This window comes from Streptomyces fulvoviolaceus (assembly GCF_000718165.1).
GTDB lineage: Bacteria > Actinomycetota > Actinomycetes > Streptomycetales > Streptomycetaceae > Streptomyces > Streptomyces fulvoviolaceus.
This window is the reverse complement of record NZ_JOEY01000024.1, coordinates 127,181-141,348: the sequence shown is the minus strand read 5'-3', so window position 1 is coordinate 141,348 and position 14,168 is coordinate 127,181. Positions and strand designations below refer to the sequence as shown.

Annotated in this window: 14 protein-coding genes; 13 read left to right on the top strand and 1 reads right to left on the bottom strand. The window is 70.7% G+C overall.

The genetic code is table 11. The annotated features are described in order from the left end of the window. Positions 1 to 11: 11 nt before the first annotated feature. The 13 genes from IG08_RS0125580 (at position 12) to IG08_RS0125520 (ending at position 11,570) form a co-directional block, all read left to right on the top strand. The gene (locus IG08_RS0125580) at positions 12 to 710 is read left to right on the top strand and encodes a hypothetical protein (protein WP_030606743.1); all 699 of its coding nucleotides are present in this window, start codon (positions 12 to 14) and stop codon (positions 708 to 710) included. Positions 711 to 725: 15 nt separating this feature from the next. After that, positions 726 to 1,037: a hypothetical protein gene (locus IG08_RS60240; RefSeq protein ID WP_030606739.1), complete on the top strand. Its 312-nt coding sequence runs from the start codon at positions 726 to 728 to the stop codon at positions 1,035 to 1,037. Positions 1,038 to 1,044: 7 nt separating this feature from the next. Beyond that, positions 1,045 to 2,142, top strand: coding sequence for a phage late control D family protein (locus IG08_RS0125570; RefSeq protein ID WP_030606736.1), 1,098 nt, complete (start codon positions 1,045 to 1,047; stop codon positions 2,140 to 2,142). Positions 2,143 to 2,147: 5 nt separating this feature from the next. Further along, on the top strand, positions 2,148 to 2,651 hold the full coding sequence (locus IG08_RS0125565) for a phage baseplate assembly protein V (RefSeq protein ID WP_158812280.1): 504 nt from the start codon (positions 2,148 to 2,150) through the stop codon (positions 2,649 to 2,651). A 3-nt stretch (positions 2,652 to 2,654) separates the two neighbouring features. Beyond that, complete coding sequence (locus tag IG08_RS0125560) at positions 2,655 to 3,002, top strand: hypothetical protein (protein ID WP_030606730.1); 348 nt, start codon at positions 2,655 to 2,657, stop codon at positions 3,000 to 3,002. A gap of 18 nt (positions 3,003 to 3,020) precedes the next feature. Next, complete coding sequence (locus IG08_RS0125555) at positions 3,021 to 3,401, top strand: GPW/gp25 family protein (protein ID WP_052424882.1); 381 nt, start codon at positions 3,021 to 3,023, stop codon at positions 3,399 to 3,401. Positions 3,402 to 3,406: 5 nt separating this feature from the next. Then, positions 3,407 to 4,915 carry a putative baseplate assembly protein gene (locus tag IG08_RS0125550; protein ID WP_030606724.1) on the top strand — a complete coding sequence of 503 codons (1,509 nt, stop codon included), beginning with the start codon at positions 3,407 to 3,409 and terminating at the stop codon, positions 4,913 to 4,915. 5 nt (positions 4,916 to 4,920) lie between these two features. Beyond that, on the top strand, positions 4,921 to 6,459 hold the full coding sequence (locus IG08_RS0125545) for a phage tail protein (protein WP_158812279.1): 1,539 nt from the start codon (positions 4,921 to 4,923) through the stop codon (positions 6,457 to 6,459). 11 nt (positions 6,460 to 6,470) lie between these two features. Further along, positions 6,471 to 6,995: a hypothetical protein gene (locus tag IG08_RS0125540; protein WP_030606717.1), complete on the top strand. Its 525-nt coding sequence runs from the start codon at positions 6,471 to 6,473 to the stop codon at positions 6,993 to 6,995. Positions 6,996 to 7,016: 21 nt separating this feature from the next. Next, positions 7,017 to 8,111, top strand: coding sequence for a DUF6519 domain-containing protein (locus IG08_RS0125535; RefSeq protein WP_030606714.1), 1,095 nt, complete (start codon positions 7,017 to 7,019; stop codon positions 8,109 to 8,111). Positions 8,112 to 8,137: 26 nt separating this feature from the next. After that, positions 8,138 to 8,809 (top strand): hypothetical protein, encoded by a 672-nt coding sequence (locus IG08_RS0125530; protein WP_030606711.1) that lies wholly within the window; start codon positions 8,138 to 8,140, stop codon positions 8,807 to 8,809. A 158-nt stretch (positions 8,810 to 8,967) separates the two neighbouring features. Next, on the top strand, positions 8,968 to 10,869 hold the full coding sequence (locus tag IG08_RS0125525) for a S41 family peptidase (protein WP_078655743.1): 1,902 nt from the start codon (positions 8,968 to 8,970) through the stop codon (positions 10,867 to 10,869). Next, positions 10,866 to 11,570, top strand: coding sequence for an AfsR/SARP family transcriptional regulator (locus tag IG08_RS0125520; RefSeq protein ID WP_043455153.1), 705 nt, complete (start codon positions 10,866 to 10,868; stop codon positions 11,568 to 11,570). The genes IG08_RS0125525 and IG08_RS0125520 overlap by 4 nt, the downstream gene beginning before the upstream one ends. 65 nt (positions 11,571 to 11,635) lie before the next feature. On the opposite strand, the gene IG08_RS0125515 is transcribed toward IG08_RS0125520, so the two are convergent. Continuing rightward, complete coding sequence (locus IG08_RS0125515; RefSeq protein WP_030606703.1) at positions 11,636 to 14,122, bottom strand: alpha-L-arabinofuranosidase C-terminal domain-containing protein; 2,487 nt, start codon at positions 14,120 to 14,122, stop codon at positions 11,636 to 11,638. Between the last annotated feature and the right edge of the window lie 46 nt (positions 14,123 to 14,168).

The following is a 14,168-nucleotide window of genomic DNA, read 5'->3' as shown; positions in this document are numbered from 1 at the left end:
GAGGAGAGCCCGTGTCCCTGTCCACCCTGACCCAGCCCAAGCGCGGCTATCTGGCGCAGCTGCTGACCATCCCGCCGCTGATCTATCCCTTCCAGTACAACCCGACCCAGATCAGCGACAGCCGCCGGCTGAACTGGTCGACGGACCGGGCTCCGGCCGAGGCGAAGGGGATCACGCAGCAGCTGGAGACCAAGGGCATGCGGTTCTCCGGCTCGACCCTCAAGTCCTTCGAGGCCAACGCCGAGCGCACGGTCAGCTTCACGTTCACCGTCGACGGCCGGGAGCTCAGGCCCGGCGAACCGGCCCGCCGCCGCAGCGACTCCGGCAGCATCCTCGGCGACCTGGCGGTCATCCGGTCGTTCGCGTATCCGCAGATGGTGGACGTGCTGGAGCTGGTGTCCGGGGTCGTGGGCACCTTCTCCCCCGGTGCGGCGCCCGCCGCGGGGAAACCCCAGGACGAGATCTTCTTCCACGAGCCGCCACCCCTGCTGCTGGTCTTCGGCAGCACCACCGTGGATGGCCTGGTCACCGAACTCCGCATCACCGAGACCCAGTTCAACGCCGATCTCGACCCGGTCCGGGCCGAGGTGCAGATCTCCATGACCGAGCGGGTCGACTCGCTCTCCTTCATGATCGACACCGCCAAGCGGATCGGCCTGACCTTCTACGGCACCGCCTACGAGGACATCGCCAACGTCGCCGCACCCTGATGAGGAGTCATGCCCATGGCCGTCGGCCCGCTTTCCCGCTATCGGGGCATGGAGGCACTGGAGGTGCGCCACGCCACCCGGGGCACGACCCGCTCGCTGCCCGTGCGGCGCGCCCTGCCCGCCCCCGCCGATCCCGCCACCGCCCGCAGGCACCGCTGGACCGGCTATGACACCGTCGACCTGCTGGCCCTGCGCACCCTCGGCCGCGAAGACCTGTACTGGGCGCTGCTCGACGCCAACTCGGGCCGCCTGCCCGACAGTTACCGGCCCGGCGATCTGCTGCTGGTCCCGTCGGCGGACGACGCGACCCGGATCGAGCGGGCCTGATGCCGCCATGGCCGACATCCACCTGAGCGTGCGCATCGCCGGTCAGGACGCGAGCAACCTGGTCGCCCGGGTCGAGGTCGAGGAGAGCGACCTGCGGGCCGACCTGGCCACGCTCACCTTCCACGACCGGTCCCTCGCGCTGCCCGACATCCTGCACGAGGGGCTGCCGGTGGAGATCGACCTGGGCAGCCGGTCCGCCCACGCCCGCCTGTTCCGGGGCACCGTCACCTCGGTGCGGTGCTCCTTCGCCCGGCTGGGCGCCGCCCGGGTCGTGGTCGAGGCGGTGGACGGCCTGGCCGGGCTGGCGCTGAAGCCCCGTACCAAACGCTGGTGGAACACCACGCTCAGCACCGTCGTCCGGGAGGTCGCGCTCGCGGGCGGCATGGCGCCGGGCCGCATCGCACCCGGCGCGGACCCGGTGTTCGACGAGGACCGGCCGCTGCAGCAGGTCGAGGAGACCGACCTGGCGCTGCTGCACCGACTGGCCGACGCCTACGACTGCAAGGTCTCGGTGGACCACTCGGGACCCCGCGACCTGCTCGACTTCGTGGCCACCCGGACGCTGCTGGCCGATCCGCCGATCGCGCAGCAGCTCGTCCACAATCTGAACGTCCTGGATCTGGAGACCGCCTTCGACGCCTTCGCCACCGATCCGAAGGAGCGGCTGGTCACCACCGACCCGCAGACCGGCGACCGGGTCGAGACCGAGCAGACCTCGGTGACGGGGGCCGACACCGGCTGGGTACCGGACCCCACCCGGCTGGTCGCCCTGGGCAAGGGCAGCGAGTGGGCCGCGGCGATCCTGCTCGCCGGCGCCCCGGTCCGGGCCCGGCTCACCGAGAACTGGCGTACCCGGGAACGCCTGGCCGGGGCCGCCTCCCGCACACCGTCCGACCGTTCCTCGGTGCTCGGCGACCGGGCCCGGCGCTTCGGCCAGACCGCGACCGGCCGCGCGGCGGGCAACGTGCTGTTCCAGCCCCGCAGACGGGTCAGGCTCAGCGGCTTCGGCGGCCGCTGGTCCGGCGACTGGTACCTCGCTCGGGTCCGGCACGAGGTGGACGTCATGGCCCGCTCGTACACGACCGCGTTCATGGCACGGAGGTGACAGCAGTGTTCGACACCGCAGGGGGAACGACCGCCCTATTTCCCGGGCTGTACGCGGGAACCGTCACCGACGTGCGTGAGAACGGCCGGCTTATGGTCGGCGTTCCCGCCGTCTACGACGTCGACGGCCCCGAGGCCGACGCACTCGCCCGGCCCTGCCTGCCGTACGGGCACTTCTTCGTGCCGCCCGTCGGGGCGAAGGTGTGGATCGCCTTCGAGAACGGCGACCCGGCCGCCCCGGTGTGGATCGGTACATGGTTCCCGCAGGGCGGGCTGCCTCCGGAGGCGGATTCGCCGGACAAGCGGGTCGTGAGGACGGCGTCCGGGCATCTGATCGTGCTCGACGACCGCGACGGCGAGGAACGGATCACGGTCGCCGACACGTCCGGCAACCGCATCGAGCTGAGCGCCGACGGGGTGCTGATCAAGTGCGCGAAGGGGCTCGTCATCGACGCGAGCGGTCAGAGCGTGCGGATCACTGCCGCCAAGGTCGAGATCAAGAAGGGGTGAGGGATGGACAGCGTCGTGACCGAGGGGTCGTCCGTGGCGTGTGAACACCACGGCACCGTGTCGGTGGTCGCCACCGCGGTCCACGCGGTGCTGCAGGTGGCCGAAAAGAGCGTCTCCGCCGATACGTTGGCCGGTTCGACGGTCGACGCGAAGTGCATCCAGAACGACCCGAGCAAGGGCCAGAAGCAGTGCACGCTGATCCTGGACCAGTCCGAGGGCAGCACGTCGAAAGTCCTGTACATCGACGACAAGCCCGTGCTGCTCGCCACCGCCAAGGGCACGACCGACGGCGTACCCGGCAATTCCTGGCTGGTGACCGACGCCGCCCAGGACGTACTCACGGCCGACTGACCCGGAAAGCGAGCCCTCATGCCCGAAGACAGCGCTGCCATCCGCGGCGTGGCGTTTCCCTTCCGTGTGGATCCGCGTACCGGCGGCATCGCCGTCTCCGCCGGTGCCGACAAACTGCGCGAGAACGTCGTACGGCTGCTGCTCACCCGGATCGGCGAGCGGCCGATGCTGCGGGAGTACGGCGGGGGCGTCACGCAGTTGTTCCAGGAGAACGTCGACGACGGCATGGTCGCCATCGCCCGGCACCAGATCACCCGCGCACTGCTCCGCTTCGAGCCGCGCGTGCTCCCGCAGGAGGTCAGCGTGATCGAGACCGAACCGGGCGTGCTGCGGCTGCGCGTGCTCTACCTGGACTCCACCCGGCCCGGCCTGCAGTCGGCCGTCATCCCGATCGGCTGACCGCCATGGCCACCGACCCCGGGATCTTCGACTACACCCAGCGTGACTACGACGCGCTGCTCGTCTCCCTCCTCGACACCGCCGCGCTCAAGTTGCCGGAGTGGACGGACCGTTCGGAGAACGACCTAGGACGACTGCTGCTGGAACTGTTCGCCCAGGTCGGCGACGTACTGCTCTACTACCAGGACCGGATCGCGAACGAGGCGTTCCTCGCCACCGCCGTCGAACGCCGCAGCGTCATCGACCTGTTGGGCCTGATCGGCTACGCCCTCTCCACCCCCGCCCCGGCCGCCGTCGAACTGACCGTCACCGCCCGCAACGACACCGTCGCCCCGCTGGTCGTCCGGCCCGCCGCCCGCTTCGCCACCGAGGCCGCGCCCGGCAGGCCCCCGACGGAGTTCAGCTATCTGCCGGTGCCGCCCGTGCCCCTATCGGTGCCCCGGGACGGTTCCGGCGGTACCGTGACCGCCACCCTGACCTGCGTGAACGCCCAGCAGATCGCCGACGAGACACTGGGCACCGCCACCGGCGACGCGGGCCAGGGCTTCCGGCTCGCCCAGCACCCGGTGCTGCTGCCGCGCGACCCGGACTCCCAGGAGTACCTGGCCGTGGAGGTGGACGCGGGCGGCGGCTTCGAGCGCTGGCAGAGGCGCGGGACGTTGCTGCGCAGCCGCTCGGCGGACCCGCACTACGTGGTGCGGATCGACGCCGAGGACAACGCCGAACTGGTCTTCGGCGACGCCACCTACGGCCGTGTCCCGCCCGCCGGAGCGACCGTCCGGGCCACCTATCTGATCGGCGGCGGGCAGCGCGGCAACGTCGGGGCGGGCACCGTCACGGTCGCCAAGTCCGGCGTCAACTCCCCTGTCACCGTGGTCAATCGGCTGGCGGCGTCCGGTGGTGCGGAGCGCGAGTCGATCGAGCACGCCCGCGCGCTCGCGCCGTACGTCTTCCGCAGCGGGCAGCGGGCGGTCACCGCCACCGACTACGCGGCGCTCACCGAGAACGTCCCCGGTGTGACCCGGGCGATCGCCGTGTCGCCGTCCTGGAACCACGTGGACGTGTACGTGGTGGACTCCGCCGGCGCCGCGCCCACCGACCGGCTGCGCGCCCAGGTGCTGACCCAGCTGTCCGAGCGGGCGATGGTGACCACCCTGGTGTCGGTCAGGCAGCCGGTGTTCGTGCGGATCGACCTCGCGGTGACGGTCGGCGTCGAGCCGACCTACTACCGGGACGACGTGCGCAGCCGGGTCAGGGACGCGCTCGGCGCGCTCTTCGACGTCGAGCGGATCGAGTTCGGGCAGAGCTTCTACCTCAGCAAGATCTACGAAGCGGTGGAGAGCCGGGCCGGAGTGGCGTACGCGCAGGTCACCACCTTCGCCGGGGTGCGCTCGGATCCTCCGGGTGAGCAGGTGGACCCGGCGGCCGCGGCGGCCGGGCTGATCCAGCTCCAGCCCCGGGAGTTCCCCACGGCGGGTCTCCTCCAGGTGAAGGCCGAGGGCGGCCTGGCATGAACGCCATGACCGCAATGAACCCAGTCGTGGATCTAGCGGCGCTGGGCTTCACCGCCTGCACGGACCCGCTGGGCCCGGCGGTCCGGCTGTCCTGGAACGTGTCCGATCCTGCCGTACGGATCCGGGTGCTGCGCCGCGAGCGCCGCTTCCCCGGCACCGCCCGCCGCGGCTGGGTCCCCGTCCCGGCGGCGACCGCCGACCTCACCGACGGAGTGCTGGTGCACGACAGCGCGGACTTCCCGGCCGACGTCGAGGAGACCCGCAGCGAGTGGGAGGCGGGCACCCTCGTCGCCACCACCCGGTTCTTCCGCTACCGGGGCACGCCACGCGACCGGCACCTGGTGGGCCTGATCCGCCGTACCACCGCCGCCGACGGCACACCGCTCGCCACCACCGCCGAAATCATCGACGGTGACGGGGTGTTGCCGGGCACGCGCTACTACTACACGGCCTTCGCCGCCGCCTCCGGCCTCTACAGCCGTGCCACCCAGGCCTCCGCGCTCGCCACCGGCCGCTACGGCACGGCCCTGTTCGCCGCGCTGCCGCAGGCCGACCGGGTCCGCGACACCGTCTCGCCGGCACCGTTCACCGTGGCCCGCGAGGACGCGGACAAGGGGCAGCTGCAGCGTTTCGTGGAGATCGTGGAGGCTCATGCCGATCTGCTGCGCGGCCAGGTCGAGGAGCTGGCCGGGCTGCACGACCCGCGGCGGGTGGACGCCCGGCTGCTGCCGTACCTCGCCCGGCACATCGGCTGGCGGCTGAAGGACTACCTGGACGAGGACGCCCAGCGCGGCGAGGTGATGTTCGCGCCGGAGTTCTACCGGACGGTCGGCACCGTCTCCAACATCACCGCCATGATCAACCGGCTGACCGGCTGGGACGCCCAGGTCCGCGAGTTCGTACGCAACGTGCTGGCCGTCTTCGACACGAGCCGTCTGGAGCCGGTGGAGGGCGGCCGGTCCGCGTACGCCGACGGCAGCACGCGCGCGCACGACGGCGGGCCGCCGTATCTCGACTACCGCACCGCGCCGCCCGGTTCACTGGACACCACCGACGCCCAGGCGATGTACCGGCTGCGCAACCGCCTCATCGACGACACGGCGGCCTACTCCTACGACTGCGGCAGGCCCCGGGCCGACGGCGGTTACGACCGCGACGACCGCACCTGGTACTCCCGGGACACCATCGGCGTGTACATCGTTCCGGACGTCGCCACCGAGGCCTTCGTGCTGCAGGCCGAGTGGGAGCGGATCCGGGCGATCCTGCGGGAGTTCCTGCCCGTCAACATCCGCGCGGTGTTCGTGCTGATGCCGAGTGTGGTGGTCGAGGAGGAGTACGACGCCGTCGCCATGGCGACGGAGGAAGCGGGCGACCGGGGCGTACTGCTCCAGGAGGAGCGGTACGGCGAGGGCTCGGACACGGGGGCCGACGCCATCGCGGGCTGGCGGCGCTTCCTCACCAACTCCGCCGCGCACTGCTCGGTGGACACGGCCGCCGGCCCGCCCGACACGGCCTCCCGCAGCTGGCACACCGGGATCTCGTAGGAGGAACGCCCATGGACGACCAACCCATCGACGGCGGACCGTCCGGACAGTACCGGGACGTGCTCGTCGACGCCGCGGGACGGCAGATGTGGTGCCGTGACTGGCAGCAGAACCTGATCGTCGACGGGCTGCGCAGACTGCTGGCCGCGCTGGTGAAGGGCGACCCGCAGGGCGCCCGACTCGCCTACTGGGCGGTCGGCACCGGCGATCCGTCCTGGGACACGGGCACCGTCCCGCCCGAGGCAGCCCGCCGCACCCGCAGCCAGCTCTACACCGAGACCGCCCGCCAGGCTCTGACAGGAGGTCAGATCACCTACCTGGGCGGTGTGTTCACCAACCGGCTGGAGATCACCGCCCAGTTCACCACCGCCGACATCCCCGGCGGGCCGGCCGCCTGGTCGCTGCGCGAGTTCGGCGTCTTCGGCGGCGGCACCGCCGCGGCGAACTCCGGTGTGCTGATCAACCATCGCATCCACCCGCGCATCGACATGCAGGCCGGCTTCAGTCTGCAGCGCACCCTGCGGCTCACCTTCTGAGGGGAAGGAACACGAGGGATCATGGGCAACTTCTCACGCAATACCTTCCACCCGGAGAAGAGTTACGTCGGCGTACGCCTGCAGCAGGGCGTTCCGCTGGTGGACGCGGACTGGAACGAGCAGAACGACGTGATCCGGCAGGAGGTGTACGACGGTCTGGCGGCCGTCGGCGCGGACGGCGTCTGCCGCGTGGCGTCCGGCAGCTCCACGTACGCGTTCCGGCTCTCGCCGACGGGCACCGCGAACAACTTCCAGTTCCTGGCCGGTCCGGCGGTCGTCGGCGGCCGTCCGGTGCGGATTCCGGTGAACCTGACGACGTACGGCGCCCAGCCGTGGACCGATCCGGCCAGAGCGGCCCGGGACGGCGTGGCCGTGCTGCCGGCACTCACCACCCCGGCGGCCGCCCGCTCCGACCTGGTCTACCTCGACGTATGGGAGCGCGAGGTGGGGCAGGCCGAGGACGGCGAGATCGTCAATCCGGTGATCGGGGTGGAGACCGCCGTACGGCTGAAGCGCGAGGTGGCGGTCCGGGTGGCCGAGGGCAGCAGCGCGCTGCCGGCCGTCCCGGCGGGGCACTTCTGCACTCCGGTCGCGCTGCTCAACCGAGTGGCGGGCGGTGCGGTGATCCAGGCCGACGAGATCGAGGAGCGGCGGCCCTTTCTCGACCTGGGTCCGACCACTCGATACCTGCCGCTCGACCCCGTGTTCACGACGGTCACCGGGTCCCCGGCCTGGGAGACCGGGATTTCCGGCCCCAAGCTGTTCGCCCGCAAGCCCGCCAACATCACCACCGTGGGCATCCTGCCCCTCCAGCTGCCCCATCGCGCCAGGCTGGGAAACCTGACCTATCACATCGTCGTGCCGAACGGCAGCGGCAGCGTGCTGATCCTCCTCGCACGCAACGCCCTCGACCCCGCCGACACCAGCAGCCTGTTCATCGGCGGCGACAGTGTGAGCGTCTCCGGGCCCACCCCGGTCAGGCGCTCCGCGAGGGTGCCCCGGGAGCAGAACGTCCACGTCGTCGACAACAGGACCTACTCCTACACCCTGTACGTGTGGGCCGGCGGGATCGGTGAGCTCCAACTGCACGGCCTGCTCCTCGACTTCGAGTTCTGACCACGACTTCCGAAAGGCGGCCCACCATGGAACAGCCCCCGCCGACCCGTCCCCCGGAGTCCACCGTCGGCGCCACGCTCCCGGTGGAGCTCGACGCGGCCGAGAACACCGTGGTGGCCCGGGCCGAGGGCCACGACTGGATAGCGCTCGCCCGCGACGGGGAGGAACTGGTCCGGCAGTCCGGCGGGCCGCCGTCCGCCGAGTTCACCGCTCGGCCGGGCTCGTACGAGATCCGCACCGACGGCCGGCTGCGCGGTGTGGAGACCGTCCACCGGGACCCGTTCCCCTTTCCCCTGACCCCTGTGGAGGCCGCCGCCGATCTCCTGAGCGGCCTGATCGCCGCCACGGACACCGGCGCCGTCCTGCGCCTGGAGGTCGACGCCCCCGCCCGGCATCCGGCCGACGGCATGCCGCAGCTCCCCGCCGACGGCAACACGTCCTGCACGGTCACCGTCCGCAAGACGACGCCGGCGGGCACCCTCCTCAAGGGCCGTCCGCACACCGACGAGGTCTTCCTGCGCGCCACGGGAGGTACGCTGCTGCGCCGCGACACGGACGCCCGCGTCGCCTCCGTACGGCTGAAGTCGGGCCGGGCGGCCTTCCGGCTGGTGGCGGAGGCGGCGCCGAGGCTGGTGACCGTGTACGCGTTCACCGCGGATCCGCAGCTGTCGGCGGAAACTCAGGTGGAGTTCGTATGACGTGGCGTATCGACACACATCACTCCGTATGACTCCCTGTGCGTCAAGTCTGCGCAAAGGGTAGGTAGTTCGCGACGCAGCCGTCCCCCTCGGCCCCTGGCTCTGCTGACCTGGTACCGCCCGGAACGCCCGACCGGGCATCGACATCGGGGGATGCCATGGCCACGACCGACCTGTCCGACTTCCTGCTCGGCACCAAGGGCACTCTGACCCTCGCCGACCGCCGCACGCTCACCGAGCAGGCTCTGGTCCTCTTCGAGGACAACTACGTCCACCTGCCGCTGAAGACGGCCATGCACGCCGTCCACCCGGTGCAGCGACTGCGGCTGCTGCTCACCAAGCTGGGGCGCCAGACCGAGCAGACCATGGACCCCGAGTGGCGGTTCCACGCCGAACTGTCCGCGATCTTCCACTCGGTGCGCGACCTGCACACCAACTACCTGCTGCCGGCGCCCTTCTCGGGCAAGATCGCCTACCTTCCGTTCCGGGTCGAGGAGTACTACGACACGAACGGCCCGCGGTACGTCGTCACCCACGTCGTGCGTGACTTCACCGCCCCCGCCTTCGGACCCGGCGTGGTCATCGACCACTGGAACGGGGTCCCCATCGACCGCGAGGTCGACCTGGCCGGAGACCGCTTCGCGGGGAGCAACCCGGCCGCCCGGCACTCCCGGGGACTGCAGTCCCTGACCGTCCGCCCGCTGGTCATGCATCTTCCGCCGAACGAGGACTGGGTCGTCGTCGGCTACACCGGCACCGACGGCACCGCGCGCGAACTGCGTCAGCCCTGGCGGGTGACCGACAACCTCCCGCCCTACGTCAACACCGACGACCTGAGTGCCGCGGCCGTCGCACAGGGGACCGACCTGGTCGGGGACGAGATCAGCCGCGCGACCAAGATGCTGTTCGTGCCTGACGTGCTGGCCCTGGAGGAGGCGGGCGGACCGGCGCCGCAAGAGCTGACCGCCGAACCCGCCGAGGCCGGACAGGACATTCCGACGACGCTGCCCGGCTTCTTCCGGGCCCGCGCCGTACAGACCCCGTCCGGGGTCTTCGGCCACATCCGGGTCTTCACTTTCAACACCGACGACCCGGACGGCTTCGTCGAGGAGTTCGTGCGGCTGCTGGCGCTGATCCCGCAGGACGGGCTGGTGCTGGACATGCGCGACAACGGCGGCGGCCACATCTTCGCCTCGGAGTTCCTGCTGCAGACCCTCACCCCGCGCCGGATCGCACCGGAGCCGACCCAGTTCATCAGCAGCCCGCTCAACCTGAGGCTGTGCCGCCGGCACGCCACCAACCCCACCCGGCAGATCGACCTCGGCCCGTGGTTCCGCTCCCTGGACCAGGCGGTGGAGACGGGCGCGTCCTTCTCCGCCACCTTCCCCATCACCCCCGAGGACGGCGCCAACGCACTCGGGCAGCAGTACCAGGGTCCCGTGGTCCTGGTCACCAACGCCCGCTGCTACTCCGCCACCGACATCTTCGCCGCCGGTTTCCAGGACCACGCCGTCGGCCCCGTCCTCGGCGTCGACGACAACACCGGCGCGGGCGGCGCCAACGTCTGGACCCATGGGCTGCTCAAGGCCCTCTTCGAACTGCCCGCGCCGGCCGACACCGCCTCCCCGTTCCAGGCGCTGCCCGGCGGGGCCAACATGCGGGTCGCGATCCGCCGTACGGTACGGGTCGGCGCGCCGGCCGGCACGCCCGTGGAGGACCTCGGCGTGGTGCCGGAGGTCCGGCACCGGATGACCCGCGACGACGTGCTGCACGACAACACCGACCTGCTCGCCCGGGCCGGACAGGTCCTCGCGTCCCTGCCCGCCTACCGGCTCGACGCGGCCCTCGACGGGGCCGACGGCACCCTCGGCCTGCGCACCTCGGGTCTGGACCGCGTGGACGTCTTCGTCGCGGGCCGGCCCCGCGCCTCGGTGGACGTCTCCGACGGCGACACCTCCGTCACTGTCACCCCGGCTCCCGGTCCCGGCGACCGCATCCGGATCGAGGGTTACGCCGCCGGAGACCTCGCCGCCGCGCGCACCCTCATCAGCGGCGCATGAGCCACCCGGGCCCGGCCGCGGCCCCGCAGCTTCAGCTGCTGGGCCGTTTCCGGCTCGAACACGACGGTCCGGTCGAGGTCAGTGCAAGTGCCCGGCGGCTGCTCGCCTACCTCGGCCTGCACCGATACGCCACCCGTACCGTCCTGGCCGGAACACTGTGGCCCGAGGTCCCGGAGGCGCGCGCGCACGGGAGTCTGCGCACCACGCTGTGGCGCCTGCACCGGGACTGGCGCTCCCGGCCGCTGGTCGTCTCCAGCGGCCGGGACACGCTGGCCCTCGCCGACGCCGTCGCGGTGGACATCCGGGTGCTGGACGACGGCGCCCGCGAGATGCCGCCGGGCCTCCTGTTCGAGGGAGACCTGCTGCCGGGCTGGGACGAGGACTGGGTTCTCTTCGAACGCGAGCGTCTCCGGCAGGTCAGACTGCACGCCCTGGACACCCTGTCCGGGCGCCTGCTCGCGCGTGGCCGCCATGCCCCGGCGCTGGCGGCGGCCCTGGAGAGCATACGGATCGATCCGCTGCGGGAGAGCGGTCACCGGGCGGTGGTCGCGGTGCACCTGGCGGAGGGCAACACGGCGGAGGCCGTCCGCAGCTACCGCGCCTTCGCCACCCTGCTCCGTGCCGAGCTGGGCCTGCCGCCGTCACCGCTCTTCACCACCTTGCTCCCCGCCGTCGCCGTCAACCGGGTCGCCGAGGGCTGACGGAGGTACGTCCCCGGCCGAGCGCGGGCTGCTGCCGCCGGGGCAGCAGCCCACCTCGGAACCGGCTACCTCTGCTTGATCCTCAGGAAGGTGACGGAGTTCGCCGGGAAGGTGTAGGTGAACTTGTCGGTGACCCCCTCGAACGTGGACTTCACCGGCGCGACCGGCGTCTCGGTCTCCGTGTTCGTCGCGTTCGGGTCGGCCGTCAGCGTGGTCACGCGGGCCTCCGAGGCGACCTTCGCACCGCCCAGGTCCACGGCCGTACGGGCCGCGACCGACTGGGCGTTGACCACCTTGACGATCAGGTCACCGGTCTTGGCGTCCTTCGTGACGACCTGACGGAACGGCTCGGCCGGCTTGTCGTCGGTGAAGCTGCCCCACTCCTCGCCGTCGAGGTAGAGGGTGACCTGACGGCCCCTCACCTTGACGTCGATGTCGTAGGTCCGGCCCGTCTCGATCGTCCCGGCCTTCGAGATGAGCGTCGACTTGCCGCCGTCCACGGCCTGTTCGACGGCGGACTGGGTGTTGTTCCAGCCGCCCAGGTTCCACCAGTAGTAGTTGCCGGTGTCCTTGACGCCGAAGGCGACGAGGAAGCCCTCCTTGCCGGACTTCTTGGTGGCCTTCACCGTCAGGTCGTAGTCGTGCCAGGAGGCGTCTCCGGCCGAGACCATGGTGTTCTCGGCGGCCACGTCGGTCTGGACGTACTGCCCGTCCTGGACGCTCCAGCTGCCACCACCGGTGTGGGTCCACTGGGAGGCGTCACCGCTGAAGTCGTCGGTGAGCAGGCTGGTCCCGTCCTCGCCGGTCACCTTCACGTCGTCGTACGCCGCCGTCGTCGCCCAGGTCGACAGGCCCACGGCGCCCGTGATGGGGCCGACCAGCGACGGTGTGCCGGTGGCCGTCGAGGGCACCACCCGGTCGCCGACGTTGTTCATGAACAGCTTCTGGACCTCGTAGTTGGCGGAGTTCCAGGAGGCGTGGTTGTTGAACCAGACCAGGTCCGGGCTCCACTGCACATAGTCCTCGTTGGCGAACAGCGGTGCGTACGAGGCGAGTTTGACGACGTCGGCATTGCGCTCCAGGCCGGTCATGAACGCGGCTTCGGCGAGGCCGTTCTTGAAGGCGTTGCCCCAGGAGGCGTACTCACCGAGGAAGACCTTCGGGCCGTTCCTGTCGTAGGAGTCGTAGCGGTCGTTGTTCTGCAGGAACCACTGCGTGCTGTTGTAGTAGTGCTCGTCGACCATGTCGACCTTGGCGTCCCTGTTGAGCTGCCAGGCCGTGTCGAAGGTCGAACCCGCGTCGTCCGGGCCGGAGTTGGAGATGACGGTGATGTCCGGGTACTTCGCCTCGATGGCGGCGCGGAACTCCTTGAACCGGGCGAAGAACTCGTTCGGGAGGTTCTCCTCGTTGCCGACCTCGAGATGGGTGAGATGGAAGGGCTTGGGGTGGCCCATCTGCGCCCGCTTCTTGCCCCACGTCGACGTCACGGGCCCGTTGGCGAACTCGATCAGATCGAGGGTGTCCTGGATGTGCCGCTTGAGCAGCGCCTCGTCGTCGACGGCCTTGTTCTGGCCGCAGCCGGTCACCAGCGCCGGGACGACGGGCAGCGGCATCGCACCGATGTCCTCGGAGAAGCGGAAGTACTCGTAGTAGCCGATGCCGTAACTCTGGTTGTAGCCCCAGAAGTTGGAATTGGTCGCGCGCTCCTCGACCGGGCCGATGGTGTCCTTCCACTGGTAGGAGCGCTTGCGCTGGTAGCCGGAGGCCTCGCTGTAGTCCTCCATGGAGCCGGTGTTGACCAGGCAGCCGCCGGGGAAGCGCACGAAGCCCGGGTGCAGGGCGGCGACCTTCTCGGCGAGGTCCTTGCGCAGGCCGTTGGGCTCGTTCTTGTAGGTGTCGCGGGGGAAGAGGGACACCATGTCGAGGGCGGCCGCGGCGGAGGAGGCCACGGTGAGGCGGCCGTTGCTGCTGGTGCGGGTCGCGGTGAAGGTCGCCTTGTACTTGGCCCAGCCGCTCTTCGTCACGGCCACCTGACGGGCGGTGGCCAGGGTGCCGTCGGCATCCTGCAGCGAGACCGTGAGGGCCGTACCGCTGTCCGCGCGGGCCCACACCGAGAAGTCGTACTTCTTGCCCTCGTCCACCCGGATGCCGGTGTTGTAGCCGGCGTTCGTGACGGACGAACCGGCGCTCAGGGAGAGGTAGTTGCGGTTGCGCTCGTTGAGCCGGCCGGCGTCGTTCACCACCTGTCCCGTGCCGTCGACCGTCCAGGAGGTGAGGGGGGTGTACGAGGTGTTGTCGGCGGCGGAGTACTCGAAGGATCGGTTCTGCACGAGCTCGGCGTACAGACCGCCGTCGGCGGCCCGGTTGATGTCCTCGAAGAAGACGCCGTACATCGTGTCGTCGATCTTCGCGCCCTTGGTGGTGGGATCGACGGTGATCGCGTAGTCCGTGACGTCCTCGGCGTGGGCGGGGGCGGGGACGAGACCCGCGGCCAGCAGGAAAGCGCTTGCCCCCAGGCCGAGTCTCAGGCGGTTTCGGGTGGTGCGTGACATGGATACTCCGCGGCTCGACAATTGCGTTCGAAATACCAGACGATGA

Coding starts and splice junctions, on each gene's coding strand:
- IG08_RS60240 (WP_030606739.1), top strand. CDS start 726: ATGGCCGTCGGCCCGCTTTCCCGCTATCGGGGCATGGAGGCACTGGAG.
- IG08_RS0125570 (WP_030606736.1), top strand. CDS start 1,045: ATGGCCGACATCCACCTGAGCGTGCGCATCGCCGGTCAGGACGCGAGC.
- IG08_RS0125560 (WP_030606730.1), top strand. CDS start 2,655: ATGGACAGCGTCGTGACCGAGGGGTCGTCCGTGGCGTGTGAACACCAC.
- IG08_RS0125555 (WP_052424882.1), top strand. CDS start 3,021: ATGCCCGAAGACAGCGCTGCCATCCGCGGCGTGGCGTTTCCCTTCCGT.
- IG08_RS0125550 (WP_030606724.1), top strand. CDS start 3,407: ATGGCCACCGACCCCGGGATCTTCGACTACACCCAGCGTGACTACGAC.
- IG08_RS0125545 (WP_158812279.1), top strand. CDS start 4,921: ATGACCGCAATGAACCCAGTCGTGGATCTAGCGGCGCTGGGCTTCACC.
- IG08_RS0125540 (WP_030606717.1), top strand. CDS start 6,471: ATGGACGACCAACCCATCGACGGCGGACCGTCCGGACAGTACCGGGAC.
- IG08_RS0125535 (WP_030606714.1), top strand. CDS start 7,017: ATGGGCAACTTCTCACGCAATACCTTCCACCCGGAGAAGAGTTACGTC.
- IG08_RS0125530 (WP_030606711.1), top strand. CDS start 8,138: ATGGAACAGCCCCCGCCGACCCGTCCCCCGGAGTCCACCGTCGGCGCC.
- IG08_RS0125525 (WP_078655743.1), top strand. CDS start 8,968: ATGGCCACGACCGACCTGTCCGACTTCCTGCTCGGCACCAAGGGCACT.
- IG08_RS0125520 (WP_043455153.1), top strand. CDS start 10,866: ATGAGCCACCCGGGCCCGGCCGCGGCCCCGCAGCTTCAGCTGCTGGGC.
- IG08_RS0125515 (WP_030606703.1), bottom strand. CDS start 14,122: ATGTCACGCACCACCCGAAACCGCCTGAGACTCGGCCTGGGGGCAAGC.